Genomic DNA, 12,495 nt, shown 5'->3' with positions numbered 1-12,495 from the left:
TCCACGAGGAACGCGGCCGTCAGCCGCTCGCACTCGTCGCCGGCCCATCGGTTGTCCAGGACGACCCGGCCCTCAACGGACCCCTGCCGCCCCTCTTGCGGACGTCCGGAGACTGACTGGCTCCTTCGGCGTTGCGGCTCTCCGCCGCTCGTCCGCGTACTGGACGACCGCGCGGCGACCGCCCCGCCTCGCGTAGATTCGGCACGTGGACACGGGCGTGCAGCGGGATCGGCGTGAGGAGACGGACAGCAAGGTGGCAAAGGCAAGGCAGGCCGTGCACGAGGCCCACAGAATCGTCGTCAAGGTGGGTTCCTCGTCGCTGACCACGGCCACCGGCGGACTCGACGCCGACCGTGTCGACGCGCTCGTCGACGTCCTCGCCAAGCACCGCAGCGGCGGCGAGAAGGAGATCGTCCTCGTCTCGTCCGGCGCCATCGCGGCCGGCCTCGCCCCGCTCGGGCTGCGCCGCCGCCCCAAGGACCTGGCCCGGCAGCAGGCCGCCGCCAGCGTCGGCCAGGGCCTCCTGGTCGCCCGCTACACCGCCTCCTGTGCCCGCCACGGCGTCCGTGTCGGCCAGGTGCTGCTCACCTCCGACGACACCAGTCGGCGCGCCCACCACCGCAACGCAGCCCGCACCCTCGACAAGCTCCTCGCGATGGGCGCCCTGCCGGTCGTCAACGAGAACGACACCGTCGCCACGGACGAGATCCGCTTCGGCGACAACGACCGGCTCGCCGCGCTCGTCGCCCACCTCGTCCGGGCCGACCTGCTGGTCCTGCTCTCCGACGTGGACGGCGTGTACGACGGCGACCCCAGCAAGCCCGGCACCTCGCGGATAGTGGAGGTCCGCGCACCCGGGGACCTCGCGCACGTCGACATCGGCACCGCGGGCAAGGCGGGCGTCGGCACCGGCGGCATGGTCACCAAGGTCGAGGCGGCCCGGATCGCGGCGGCCGCGGGCATCCCCGTGGTGCTCACCTCCGCCGTGCACGCCGCCGAGGCCCTCGCGGGCGGCGACACCGGCACGTACTTCCACCCCACCGGCAAGCGCTCCGCCGACCGGCTGCTGTGGCTGCAGCACGCCTCGACCCCGCAGGGTGCGCTCGTGCTGGACGACGGGGCCGTGCGCGCGGTCGTCGACCGGCGCACCTCGCTGCTGCCGGCGGGTATCGCGGCCGTCGAGGGCGACTTCACCGCGGGCGACCCCGTCGAGCTGCGCGACAGCACGGGACGGGCGGTCGCACGGGGTCTGGTGAACTTCGACGCCAAGGAGATTCCCCAGCTCATCGGGCGCTCGACCCGCGAGCTGGCCCGCGAACTGGGCCCGGAGTACGAACGCGAGGTCGTACACAGGGACGACCTCGTGCTCCTGCATCCGTAAGACGCCTGTTCCGCGCCACCTCCGAAACAGCTGTCCAGTACACCCGTAAAAGGCCGATTCCGAGGCCCCCGCCGGGGGACGTTGTGTAAAAGCGCCACACGGCGGCTCCCCACCTGCTCAACTTTGTTGCGGGGAGACCCCTGATGCAGCCCGATGCAGTACGACCAATGCGGACCATTGCGGACCATTGCGAGAAGGAGGCCGTCGTGAGACGAGTGCGCCCTGGGGCGGCGGCGTCCCGCGGCGGTGCCGCCTCCCGGGCGGGTGGTCCGGCTTCCCGCGCGGCGGGCGACGAACGGGCCCTGACGAGCGTCGCGGCCGGTGACACCTACCAGCGCGGGAAGCCGGCCGACCAGCCCCGGCTGTGGCACGTCACGCTGAGCGTCTCGGGCGGCGAGGCCCCGCTGAAGGAGGTCAGGCGTGCCCTCGAACAGCTGGCCCACGACCACCCGTTCCTGCTGACCAGCCGCTACGCCAACGACCACGCGGAGATCCGCTACTGGGAAGAGGCCCGCGACCTGCACGACGCGGCGGCCGTCGCCCTGCGCCTGTGGGGCGAACACCGCCAGACCGCCAAGCTCCCGCCCTGGGAGATCGTCGGCCTGGAGGTCATCGACCGCGAGACGTACCACCAGCGGATCGCGGAGGGGTATGGGCCACTTCCGGCCACTCCGGTCGGAGTCCATCCCTTTTGACCCTGTCTCGGGGTGTGGGACAGCCGCTGGACGGGTCCGTCCGGCGCACTACCCTTCCGATATGACCACGCTCTCGCCGTACGACTCGATGTCCCCGGTCACCCAGGCCGCCTACCGCGCCAAGGCCGCCGCCGCCGATCTCGCACCCCTGCCGCGGGCCGAGAAGGACGACGCGCTGCTCGCGATCGCGGACGCGCTGGAAGTCCGTACGAGCGAGATCGTCGCGGCCAACGCCAAGGACATCGCGCGCGCCCGCGAGGCCGGCACCAGCGAGACCGTCATCGACCGGCTCACGCTCACGCCCGAGCGCGTGCGCGCCATCGCCTCGGACGTGCGGGACGTCGTCGCGCTGCCCGACCCGGTCGGCGAGGTCGTACGCGGCTCCACCCTCCCGAACGGCATCGACCTGCGCCAGGTCCGTGTCCCGCTCGGCGTCGTCGGGATCATCTACGAGGCTCGCCCGAACGTCACGGTCGACGCCGCCGCCCTCTGCCTGAAGTCGGGCAACGCCGTCCTGCTGCGCGGCTCCTCCTCGGCCTTCGAGTCGAACACCGCGCTGGTCCGGGTGCTGCGCGACGCCGTGGGCGGCGCCGGGCTGCCCGCCGACGCCATTCAGCTGGTGCCCGGCGAGGGCCGCGAGTCGGTGCGCGAGCTGATGCGTGCCCGCGGTCTGGTCGACGTGCTCATCCCGCGCGGCGGCGCCTCGCTGATCCGCACGGTGGTCCAGGAATCCACCGTCCCCGTCATCGAGACCGGCACGGGCAACTGCCACGTGTACGTCGACGCCAACGCCGACCTCGACATGGCGATCGACATCCTGATCAACTCCAAGGCGCAGCGGCCCAGCGTCTGCAACTCCGCCGAGACGCTCCTCGTGCACCAGGACATCGCCCCCGAGTTCCTGCCGCGCGCCCTGGACGCCCTCGCGGCCGCCGGGGTCACCGTGCACGCCGACGAGCGCGTCCTCGCCTACGCCAAGGACTCCAAGGCCACCGTCGTCGAGGCCACGCCCGAGGACTGGGAGACCGAGTACCTCTCGTACGACATCGCCGCCGCCGTCGTCGACTCGCTCGACCGGGCCGTCGAACACATCCGGCTGTGGACCTCCGGCCACACCGAGGCCATCGTCACCACCTCGCAGCAGGCCGCCCGCCGCTTCACCCAGTTGGTGGACTCCACCACGGTCGCCGTGAACGCCTCGACCCGCTTCACCGACGGCGGCCAGTTCGGCTTCGGCGCCGAGATCGGCATCTCCACGCAGAAGCTGCACGCGCGGGGGCCGATGGGGCTGCCGGAGCTGACGAGCACCAAGTACATCGTCACGGGCGACGGACACATCCGACGCTGAGCCCGCGCTCCGCGTGAGCCGCGTCTCGTCAGGCGGATGAATTTCCATACCGTCTGCCCAAAATGACCCCCCAGGTCTACTCTGGATCCGTGCCGGAGGACGTGGGGGGCACGCCGTTCCCTGACGGCTGGGAGCCCGACGACGACCGCGACCGCGGGGGTGCGGACGAAGAGTTCGCCTCCGTGGTCTTCGACGAGGACTTCGTACGTGCGGCGGTGATTCATGAGCCGACCGCCGTCGAGCGCCTCCTAGCAGCCGCGCAGGCCCGCGCGGAGGCCTCAGAGGCCGAGGCGCGCCGGGCGCACTCCCGGGGTGCCCGCGGCGACGACGAGCGCTACGAGGACGGGTTCGGGCCCGACGGCCCTGGCGATTTCGGCCATGACCCGGATCTGGACGACCTCGACGACACCGAGATCCTCGAAGGCCGCTACGGAGCGCCGGGCTCGTACGGCAGATACGGCCGGGCCTACGGAAAACAGGCCCGCTGGCACCGCCCCGTCGCCTGGGTGCTCGCCCTCGTGATGGGCGTGGGCATGGTCGCCCTGGCCTTCACAGCGGTCTACCGGGGAGCCTCCTCGGGCCGCCAGGACCAGGTCCCGCCACCCGCCTCCACGGGCCTTGAACAAGGCCAGGACAAGGTCACCGGCCCCGGCCCCTCCGCTTCGGCCGAGTACTCCCATTCGGCCGTGTCAGCGGTTCCCAAAACGCCCTGACACCCATGGCGCCCGCGCCACCTCTGACGGCCATTCGAACATTCTGACGATCGCGACGGTCCTTGGCGATCCTGGTGAGAACCTGTCAGAAGTTGTCGTGTACCACGGCGTTTACCTGGGCCCCCGGAGACCTACCCTGAAGGTATGGGCGGGCCTGGAGACCCACCTGAGGGGACACCCGAGGGCGCCCCCGCCGGTGGAGAGGACGAATACCGATCCGTCGTCTTCGACGAGTCGTTCGTCCGTGCTGCACGCCTCCAGGAGTTCTCCGCGCAGGAGCGGATGGCCGACCACGCCCCGGCCGTGCGCCGCCGCCCCACCCTCCAGCGCGGTCTGCCCCGGCAGGCGCTGATCCTGGTCCTGCTGATCGCCGTCGCCTTCGGCACCGCGATCTACATGGGTGTACGGCACCCGTACCAGACCCCGGCCGCCCAGCCCCCCGAACCGCTGCGGATGACCGTCATACCCCTCGCGCCCCAGACCGCCGTACCGGGGGCCACGAGCGCCGAGCAGTTGTACGCGCACAGCCCGGCCGCCCAGTTCGCCGTCGGCGCCGACGGCATCGCGCTGCCCGCCTACCGACGCACCGCGCACTTCTCCGACAGCCAGGTCGTGGCCGCCCTGACCACCGCCAAGGACTACCTCGTGAAGTCCTCGCTCGACCCGGAGGTGCTCACCGGCGTCACCAACCGGCCGGTGCGGATCCTGCTCGCCCCCCAGCAGCTCGACCAGTTCGACCAGAGCTTCGACCACCCGGCCGCCGACGGTCGGCACGCGCCCACCGGCTGGCTGGTCCGCTTCGACCCCACCCGCGCCCAGCTCGCCGACTCCAGGATCAGGGTGCAGGGCACGCTTCAGGCCGCCGAGTTCGACTCCAGCACCCTTGAGGTCATCGCCGACCACACCTTCGTGTACGCCCTGAAGCCGGCCGGCTCGGACGCCAACGCGAAGGCCTCGCTGTTCACCGTCCGGCGCGAGCTGCAGTTCCGCTTCGACCGCGACGACCTGCGCATGCACCAGGCCCAGGTGGTCGTCTCCTACGTCCAGGCCGGACCGCTCGCCTGCTCCGAGGACTCGGTGACCCATCTGCACCCGCTGCTCGCGGGCCAGACGGCGAAGGCGGGCGGCCCGGCCGGCACCGACCCGTACGCGACGGGCAGCGCGACGGCACTGTGCGGCTCACTGGCGACGAGCTCGCAGCCGAGCGTCTGACGGCCGAGGGTCTGGCGATCGAGGGTCTGGCGGCCGTCAGACTGACGGCCGCTGGATGGTCCGACAGCCGCAGGTCCGACGCCCACAGTTTCGACCGTGACCGTCGTGTCCCCGGCTTCCTTGCGTGTCAGTCGTCGTCCTCGGGGGTGCTCTCCCGGGGCGGCTGGTCCTTCGGCGAGGTCCGGTCCTCGGGGGTGGTCTGGTCGTTCGGGGCGGTCTGGTCCTTCGGGGTGCCGCCGGCGAAGCCTCCGAACCCGCGCCGCACCCGCCCGCCGAGGTCGCCCGCGCCCCCCGCGATGTCGCTGACCAGCTTCATCAGCGGGTCCTTGGAGTTCTTGACGTCCGTGGCGTAGCTCGCCGCCGACTGCCGGAAGGAGTCCGAGACCGAGGTCTCCTTGTCCTCGGCGCGCCGCGGATAGTGACCGTCCATGATCCGCTGGTAGTCGCGGGACTCGGCCCACTTCTTCAGCTCGGCGGCGCGCACGGTGGTGAAGGGGTGTGTGCGGGGGAGGGTGTTGAGGATCTTGAGCACGGAGTCGCGCAGGTCGCCCCCGGCCTCGTACTCCTCGGCCTGTTCGAGGAACGCGTCCACGTTCATCTCGTGCAGGTGATTTCCTCCCGCGAGCTTCATCAGGCCGCGCATCGAAGCCTTCAGGTCCTGCCCGACGAGGAGCCCCGCCCGGTCGGCCGACAGTTCCGACTTGCGGAACCACTCGCGCAGCGCGGTCACGATCGTCATGATCGCGATGTTGCCCAGCGGGATCCAGGCGACCCGGAGCGCCAGATTGGTCAGGAAGAGCAGGATCGTGCGGTAGACGGCGTGCCCGGAGAGCGCGTGGCCGACCTCGTGCCCGACGACGGCCCGCATCTCCTCCTCGTCCAGCAGTTCGACGAGTCCGGTCGTCACGACGATGATCGGCTCGTCCAGGCCGATACACATCGCGTTCGGCTGCGGGTCCTGGGCGACGTACATCGGCGGGACCTTCTCCAGGTCCAGGATGTGGCAGGCGTCCCGCAGCATCGTGTTGAGGTGCGCGAACTGGGCGTCCGAGACGCGCACCGAGTCGGACAGGAACAGCAGCCGCAGGCTGCGCTCGGGCAGCAGGCCGCTCAGGGCCTTGAAGACCGTGTCGAAGCCGCTGAGCTTGCGCAGGGCCACCAGGGCCGAGCGGTCCGCCGGGTGTTCGTAGGTGCGTGAGGAGATCCCCTCGAAGCGCCTGCGCTGCCTGCTCGGCACGTTCTCGTGCCCGTCCTGCTGGTGGCCGTTGTCGGACATGTGTTCCCCCATGTGCGTCAGAGTGCCCTTTGTGCCCCCAAGGCACGGACCAGCCTAGGCGGAGATAACGTGGACGGGCAGTACAGAGAAGGAGTCCATCACCATGGAGCACATCCCCGCAGCCGCCTGGCTCACCGAGGCCGCGAACGCGGCAGACAAGCAAGGCCCGGGCAATCTGCTCCGTGTCGTGCTGATCGTGATGATCGTCGGGGTGGGCCTGACCGCCTGGTTCCTGCTGCGTGGGTACAAGCGGGACGACTGACACCCGGACGGGCGGCACGGCTGAGGCGGGGACAAGCCGGACGACCGAGGCTGTGTCGGCCGGGGAGGCCGGAGCAACCGGCGTCCCCAACGGCGGAGTCGGCGTGATCGCGACCGAGGCCCCCGCATACGATGGGCCGACGTCTTTATCCCGCCCACACCGGATAGGTCCTGCCGAGATGAGCTTCCACAGCACCGCTGCACAGTTGGTCACCGTTGCCGCCGAGGGCGAGCAGGGGGGCAACCACGAGAGCCTCAACCCGTTCCTGACCGGCGGTGGCGCGCTGTTCGTGCTGCTCCTGCTGCTGTGGATCACCACGCGGTTCAACCGCGACCGCTGAGCCTTTTCGGCCGTTCGGAGCTGTCCCGGGGACCCCTGTCGGGCGGAGCCCGTCGACCGGGCCGGTAGGGTCTGCTCGCATGGGAGAGCAGGACATGCCTACCGGTCCGGCGAGTGACACGGAGAGCGGCGCCGTCGGCGGCGCCGCGGGTGACGCGCTCGGCGGCCCAGTGAGAGGCGGGACGAGTCGGTTGACGACCGGCCCCGGGAACGGCCCCTCGAATCCGGGCAAGCGCCGCCTCGGTGTCATGGGCGGAACCTTCGACCCGATCCACCACGGGCACCTCGTGGCGGCCAGCGAGGTCGCCGCGCAGTTCCACCTCGACGAGGTGGTGTTCGTGCCGACCGGGCAGCCGTGGCAGAAGTCGGACCGGAAGGTCTCACCTGCCGAGGACCGCTACCTGATGACGGTCATCGCCACCGCCGAGAACCCGCAGTTCTCGGTGAGCCGCATCGACATCGACCGCGGCGGCCCGACCTACACCACGGACACCCTGCGCGATCTGCGCGCCCTCAACCCCGACACCGATCTGTTCTTCATCACCGGTGCCGACGCGCTCGGTCAGATCCTCACCTGGCGGTACGCGGAGGAGCTGTTCTCCCTCGCGCACTTCATCGGAGTCACCCGGCCCGGTCACACCCTGACCGATCCGGGCCTGCCGGAGGGCGGCGTCTCGCTGGTCGAGGTTCCCGCGCTGGCCATCTCCTCCACAGACTGCCGTGCGAGAGTCGCCAAGGGCGACCCCGTCTGGTACCTGGTACCGGACGGTGTGGTGCGCTACATCGACAAGCGCGAGCTGTACCGCGGCGAGTGACGCGAGTGAGCCGAGAGGGGCACCGGTGAACGACCGATACGACGGATACGCGGGCGGCGACCAGTATGAGCTCGTCGGCTACGACGAGTTCGGGCAGCCTGTGTACCGACAGGTGCCCCCCCAGGGGTCCCAACAGGGCTACGACCCGTACGCGCAGCAGCAGCAGCCCCAACAGCACCAGGGCTACGGCTACGACCCGTACGCGACCGGCGCGGGGGGCTACGACACCGGTCAGCAGCAGCCCGTGTCCTCGTACGACACCGGTCAGCAGACCGCGGTCCCCGCCTACGACCCCTACGACCCGTACGGAGCCGGTACGTCCGGTACCACCGGGGCGACGCCGTCGTACGACCCCTACGGGCAGACGGTGCACACGGGGCAGGCTGGTCAGGCCGGGCGGACGGGGCGGGGCGGGCAGACGGAGCGGGCCGGGCAGGCGGGTCAGTCCCGGAGCGGGACCGGCGCCGCGGGCACGAGCACTGGGCAGCAGCCCCGGGTCGCCGAGCAGACCGCGTACATCCCGCAGCAGGCGCGCCGCGCGGAGGAGAACGAGCCGCGGGCCGACCGGGACTACCGCACCGAGCAGTTCGCCTTCGTCGAAGAGCAGGAAGCCGAGCCCGAAGACGTCATCGACTGGCTCAACTTCACCGAGAACCGTACCGAGCGCCGCGAGGAGGCCAAGCGCCGCGCCCGCAGCAGGGTCGTCGCCCTGGTCGTGGTGCTCGCCCTGGTCGTGGTCGGCGGCGTCGGCTACCTCTGGTACGCGGGGAAGCTGCCCGGCACCTCCTCGGGCGGCAAGTCCGCCGCGACGACGGCCACGGGTGCCCAGAACCGTGACGTGATCGTCGTCCACCTGCACAACACGAAGGGCGGCGGCACCTCCACGGCCCTGCTCGTCGACAACACCACCACCAAGCAGGGCACCACCGTCCTGCTGCCCAACTCCCTTGCTCTGACGGACGACAGCGGCTCGACGACCACGCTCGCCAAGTCCGTCGGCGACGACGGCTCCTCCGGGACCCGGGACGCGATCGACACGGTGCTCGGGACCAACATCCAGGGCACCTGGCGCCTCGACACCCCCTACCTCAACAACCTCGTCGACCTCGTCGGCAACATCGACCTGACCACCAACGCCGATGTGCCGGACCCCGATGCGAAGAAGAAGGGCGAGGCGCCCCTCGTGAAGAAGGGCGAGAACCAGACGCTCAGCGGCAAGATGGCCGTCGCCTACGCCACCTACCGGGCCTCCGGTGAAGCCCAGAACGCTCAGTTGGAGCGTTTCGGACAGGTCATGCAGGGCGTGCTGCGCAAGCTGTCCTCGGACAAGCAGGCCGCGACCACCACCGTGCAGACCCTGGCGCAGATCCTCGACCCCTCCCTGACCGACCAGGACCTCGGCGCCTTCCTCGCCAAGCTCGCCGACCTCGCCAAGGGCGGCGACTACAAAACGGCGCTGCTGCCCGTGCAGCAGGACGGCACCCTGAGCGAGAGCGCCACCAACAGCGTGGTCAAGGACGTCCTCGGCGGCACCGCCAAGAGTCCCGACGCCGGCGCCGCCGTCCGTGTCGGCATCAAGAACGCCACCGGGAACAAGGACGCCACCGAGAAGGCCCGCGTCGTCCTGGTCAACGGCGGCTACACCTTCCTGGACTCAGGCACCGCCGCCACCGCCCAGAGCGTGACCCAGATCACGTACACCGATGCCGCCAGGAAGAACGACGCCATCGAGGTCGCGAAGACCCTCGGTCTGCCCACCAGCACCGTGAAGAAGGGCAGTGGCTCGTCCAACGCGGACGTCTCGGTGGTCCTCGGCCAGGACTACAAGGTGACCACTTCCACCGGGTGATCACGGTGACCGCTCCACTGGGTGATCACGCGGAGTGGTCACGGGTGACCCTCCGGAGTGGTCGGCGCCACGTCCCGGGGCCCCCGGGATGTGGCCACGTAAACGCGTGGGGTGCCGTCGGCGGTCCGTGAGACCCTTGAGTCATTACTGACCGCCGACGGAAAGCCGCGTAGTGACCGCCACGGACCGCTCCATCGAGCTCATCACCACCGCCGCGCAGGCGGCCGCAGACAAGCTCGCGCACGACATCATCGCTTACGACGTCAGCGACGTTCTCTCGATCACCGACGCCTTCCTGCTGGCGTCCGCCCCCAACGACCGCCAGGTCAAGTCGATCGTCGACGAGATCGAGGAGCGGCTCAACAAGGAGCTCGGCGTCAAGCCGGTGCGCCGCGAGGGCGACCGCGAGGCCCGCTGGGTACTGCTCGACTACGTCGACATCGTGGTGCACGTGCAGCACAGCGAGGAGCGTGTCTTCTACGCTCTGGAGCGGCTGTGGAAGGACTGCCCGGAGCTTGACCTGCCCGCCGACGCCAAGGCCACCCGCGGCAAGGCCGCCGAGCACGCCAAGCTGCAGGCCGAGGAGGACTCCGTCGAATTCGGGGAGCTGCGGTGACCGCGGCGGGCGCCGAGGCGGCCGGGACATCCGCCACGGGTGACGCCCAGGCGGGGCGGCAGCCGACCGTCGCGGGCGTCGAGGCCGGGGAGAAGCCGGGCCGCGGTCGCCGCGTCATCCTGTGGCGGCACGGCCAGACCTCCTGGAACGTGGATCGCCGCTTCCAGGGCACCACGGACGTCGAGCTCACCGAGACGGGCATCGGCCAGGCCCGCCGCGCCGCCCGGCTGCTCGCCTCGCTGAAGCCCGACGTGATCGTCGCCTCGGACCTCCAGCGCGCCGCGAACACGGCCGCCGAACTGTCCACGCTCACCAGCATCGACGTCATCCACGACGAAGGCCTGCGCGAGACCTACGCGGGCGTCTGGCAGGGGCTGACGCACGAGGAGATCATCGCCCAGTACGGCGACGAGTACGCCGCCTGGAAGCGTGGTGAGCCGGTGCGCCGCGGTGGTGGCGAACTGGAGACCGAGGTCGCCGACCGCGCCGCCCCCGTGGTGCTGCGCCACGCCGACAAGCTCCCCGAGGACGGCACCCTCGTGGTCGTCAGCCACGGCGGCACCATCCGCACCACCATCGGGCGCCTGCTCGGCCTGGAGTCCCGGCACTGGGAGAGCCTGGGTGGCCTCTCCAACTGCTGCTGGTCCGTCCTCGGAGAGGGCGCGCGGGGCTGGCGGCTGCTCGAGCACAACGCCGGCACACTGCCGGAGCCGGTGCTCGGCGACGACGACTGAGCGGCCCCCTGTCCGGTCCCGGGGGCCGGGCGGGACCGGATTTCACTTTCTGGCAGGTCGCAGGCTAAAGTTCTTCTTGTTCGCCCCGCCGGGCGGGAAGAACGCAAGGGGCTATAGCTCAGTTGGTAGAGCGCCTGCATGGCATGCAGGAGGTCAGGAGTTCAATTCTCCTTAGCTCCACAGATCAACTCTCTTGAGTTGTCAAAGATCAGCACAGATCAGTGATGAGAATCCCGTTCCTTTCGAGGGGCGGGATTCTTTCATGTCCCCCAGGTTGTCGGTGACGTGGGCGACTTCGACCGCAGGGATGCCGCGGCGGCCTGGAGTGACGGTGGCCACAACCGCTCCCGCCGCTCGCGCAGAACCGCCAGCCCCTTGCGCGCCTTCTCGTCGTCCGGGGTGTAGGCGACGATCCGGCACTCCGGCATCCCGTCGATGGACAGCGACACCGAGGTCATCCGCAGTTCGCCCACCGCCTCATGGCGGAACGTCTTCACGCGCGGTCCCGGCGGGAGGACGTCCCCGCCCGCCCACAACTCGGCGAAGCGCGGGCTGGCGGCCGACAACCCGCGTATGTAGTCCTCCCAGGCGGGCTCGCCGACGTGTCTGCCGTACGCGGAGCGCAGCGTCGCCACCATCAACGGCAGTTCGCTGTCCCGGAACACCACGGGGCAGCCCGGCTCGGGCACGGTGAACAGGGTCCACAGCACGTTGGGAACGCCGATGTCGAGCGTCTGCGGTACGAAGAACAGGTCGCGGTAAGGGGGGGTTGGCGGCCAGGATGTCGTACCGCGAGTTGTAGACCGCCGCCGGGCGCGGATCGAAGGCGTCGATGATGCCCTGGATCTCCGCGCTCACGGTCTGCGCGGGGAGCTCCGGCTCGGACTCGTAGGGCACTTCGGCCAAGTGGTACAGATGCTCCCGCTCGGTCTGGTCCAGGCGCAGGGTGCGCGCCACCGCGTCCAGCACCTGAGGAGAGGCGTTGATGGGGCGGCCCTGCTCCAGCCAGGTGTACCAGGTCACACCGACCCCGGAGAGCTGTGCGACCTCTTCGCGGCGCAGACCCGGCGTGCGGCGCCGCACGCCCGGGGGCATCCCGACGTCGGCGGGTGTCACCCGCGCCCGCCGACCGCGCAGAAAGCCGGCCAGCTCCGGCCTGCGACGTTGTGTCGTGTTCATCGGCTTCACTTCCCCCGTCTTCCATCGTCCGCGCCGAAACCCGCCCGCTGCCAGGTGCTGTCAGTACCAGCATCGG

General features: G+C 70.5%; 12 protein-coding genes, 1 tRNA gene and 1 pseudogene. 12 read left to right on the top strand and 2 right to left on the bottom strand.

Features of this window, described 5'->3' with window-relative positions; all coding sequences use genetic code 11:
• The first annotated feature begins 274 nt into the window (after positions 1-274).
• The 5 genes from proB (at position 275) to AAFF41_RS17780 (ending at position 5,349) form a co-directional block, all read left to right on the top strand.
• Entirely contained in the window at positions 275-1,381 is a 1,107-nt protein-coding gene (proB, locus tag AAFF41_RS17800; protein WP_319744555.1) for a glutamate 5-kinase, read from the top strand.
• Positions 1,382-1,596: 215 nt separating this feature from the next.
• Positions 1,597-2,076 carry a hypothetical protein gene (locus tag AAFF41_RS17795; protein ID WP_319744553.1) on the top strand — a complete coding sequence of 160 codons (480 nt, stop codon included), beginning with the start codon at positions 1,597-1,599 and terminating at the stop codon, positions 2,074-2,076.
• A gap of 61 nt (positions 2,077-2,137) precedes the next feature.
• On the top strand, positions 2,138-3,424 hold the full coding sequence (locus tag AAFF41_RS17790) for a glutamate-5-semialdehyde dehydrogenase (RefSeq protein ID WP_319744238.1): 1,287 nt from the start codon (positions 2,138-2,140) through the stop codon (positions 3,422-3,424).
• 89 nt (positions 3,425-3,513) lie between these two features.
• Positions 3,514-4,137, top strand: coding sequence for an SCO2584 family spore wall biosynthesis protein (locus tag AAFF41_RS17785; RefSeq protein WP_382205599.1), 624 nt, complete (start codon positions 3,514-3,516; stop codon positions 4,135-4,137).
• Positions 4,138-4,281: 144 nt separating this feature from the next.
• Positions 4,282-5,349, top strand: a complete 1,068-nt coding sequence (locus AAFF41_RS17780; protein ID WP_319744236.1) for an SCO2583 family membrane protein — start codon at positions 4,282-4,284, stop codon at positions 5,347-5,349.
• A gap of 127 nt (positions 5,350-5,476) precedes the next feature.
• Here the strand turns inward: AAFF41_RS17780 and AAFF41_RS17775 are convergent, their stop codons facing one another.
• Positions 5,477-6,625 (bottom strand): M48 family metallopeptidase, encoded by a 1,149-nt coding sequence (locus tag AAFF41_RS17775; RefSeq protein WP_319744550.1) that lies wholly within the window; start codon positions 6,623-6,625, stop codon positions 5,477-5,479.
• A gap of 103 nt (positions 6,626-6,728) precedes the next feature.
• On the opposite strand from AAFF41_RS17775, the gene AAFF41_RS17770 reads away from it, so the two are divergent.
• The 7 genes from AAFF41_RS17770 to AAFF41_RS17740 all read left to right on the top strand — a co-directional run bounded on the left by AAFF41_RS17770 (position 6,729) and on the right by AAFF41_RS17740 (position 11,420).
• Positions 6,729-6,887 carry a hypothetical protein gene (locus tag AAFF41_RS17770; protein WP_095854716.1) on the top strand — a complete coding sequence of 53 codons (159 nt, stop codon included), beginning with the start codon at positions 6,729-6,731 and terminating at the stop codon, positions 6,885-6,887.
• Positions 6,888-7,065: 178 nt separating this feature from the next.
• Entirely contained in the window at positions 7,066-7,227 is a 162-nt protein-coding gene (locus tag AAFF41_RS17765) for a hypothetical protein (protein ID WP_095854717.1), read from the top strand.
• A gap of 247 nt (positions 7,228-7,474) precedes the next feature.
• Positions 7,475-8,041, top strand: a complete 567-nt coding sequence (nadD, locus tag AAFF41_RS17760; protein ID WP_248297702.1) for a nicotinate-nucleotide adenylyltransferase — start codon at positions 7,475-7,477, stop codon at positions 8,039-8,041.
• A gap of 25 nt (positions 8,042-8,066) precedes the next feature.
• Positions 8,067-9,890 carry a LytR C-terminal domain-containing protein gene (locus AAFF41_RS17755; RefSeq protein WP_343324205.1) on the top strand — a complete coding sequence of 608 codons (1,824 nt, stop codon included), beginning with the start codon at positions 8,067-8,069 and terminating at the stop codon, positions 9,888-9,890.
• Between the two features lie 172 nt (positions 9,891-10,062).
• Entirely contained in the window at positions 10,063-10,506 is a 444-nt protein-coding gene (gene rsfS, locus AAFF41_RS17750) for a ribosome silencing factor (protein WP_054231941.1), read from the top strand.
• Positions 10,507-10,622: 116 nt separating this feature from the next.
• Positions 10,623-11,240: a histidine phosphatase family protein gene (locus tag AAFF41_RS17745; protein WP_319744548.1), complete on the top strand. Its 618-nt coding sequence runs from the start codon at positions 10,623-10,625 to the stop codon at positions 11,238-11,240.
• 107 nt (positions 11,241-11,347) lie between these two features.
• Positions 11,348-11,420, top strand: a tRNA-Ala gene (locus AAFF41_RS17740).
• 80 nt (positions 11,421-11,500) lie between these two features.
• Here the strand turns inward: AAFF41_RS17740 and AAFF41_RS17735 are convergent.
• A pseudogene (locus AAFF41_RS17735) lies at positions 11,501-12,419 on the bottom strand (helix-turn-helix transcriptional regulator).
• Positions 12,420-12,495 lie beyond the last annotated feature (76 nt).

This window comes from Streptomyces mirabilis (assembly GCF_039503195.1).
Taxonomy (GTDB): domain Bacteria; phylum Actinomycetota; class Actinomycetes; order Streptomycetales; family Streptomycetaceae; genus Streptomyces; species Streptomyces mirabilis_D.
The sequence above is the reverse complement of the archived record's forward strand: the minus strand, read 5'-3'. Positions and strand labels throughout refer to the sequence as shown.

Coding starts and splice junctions, on each gene's coding strand:
- nadD (WP_248297702.1), top strand. CDS start 7,475: ATGGGCGGAACCTTCGACCCGATCCACCACGGGCACCTCGTGGCGGCC.
- AAFF41_RS17790 (WP_319744238.1), top strand. CDS start 2,138: ATGACCACGCTCTCGCCGTACGACTCGATGTCCCCGGTCACCCAGGCC.
- AAFF41_RS17780 (WP_319744236.1), top strand. CDS start 4,282: ATGGGCGGGCCTGGAGACCCACCTGAGGGGACACCCGAGGGCGCCCCC.
- AAFF41_RS17770 (WP_095854716.1), top strand. CDS start 6,729: ATGGAGCACATCCCCGCAGCCGCCTGGCTCACCGAGGCCGCGAACGCG.
- AAFF41_RS17765 (WP_095854717.1), top strand. CDS start 7,066: ATGAGCTTCCACAGCACCGCTGCACAGTTGGTCACCGTTGCCGCCGAG.
- AAFF41_RS17775 (WP_319744550.1), bottom strand. CDS start 6,625: ATGTCCGACAACGGCCACCAGCAGGACGGGCACGAGAACGTGCCGAGC.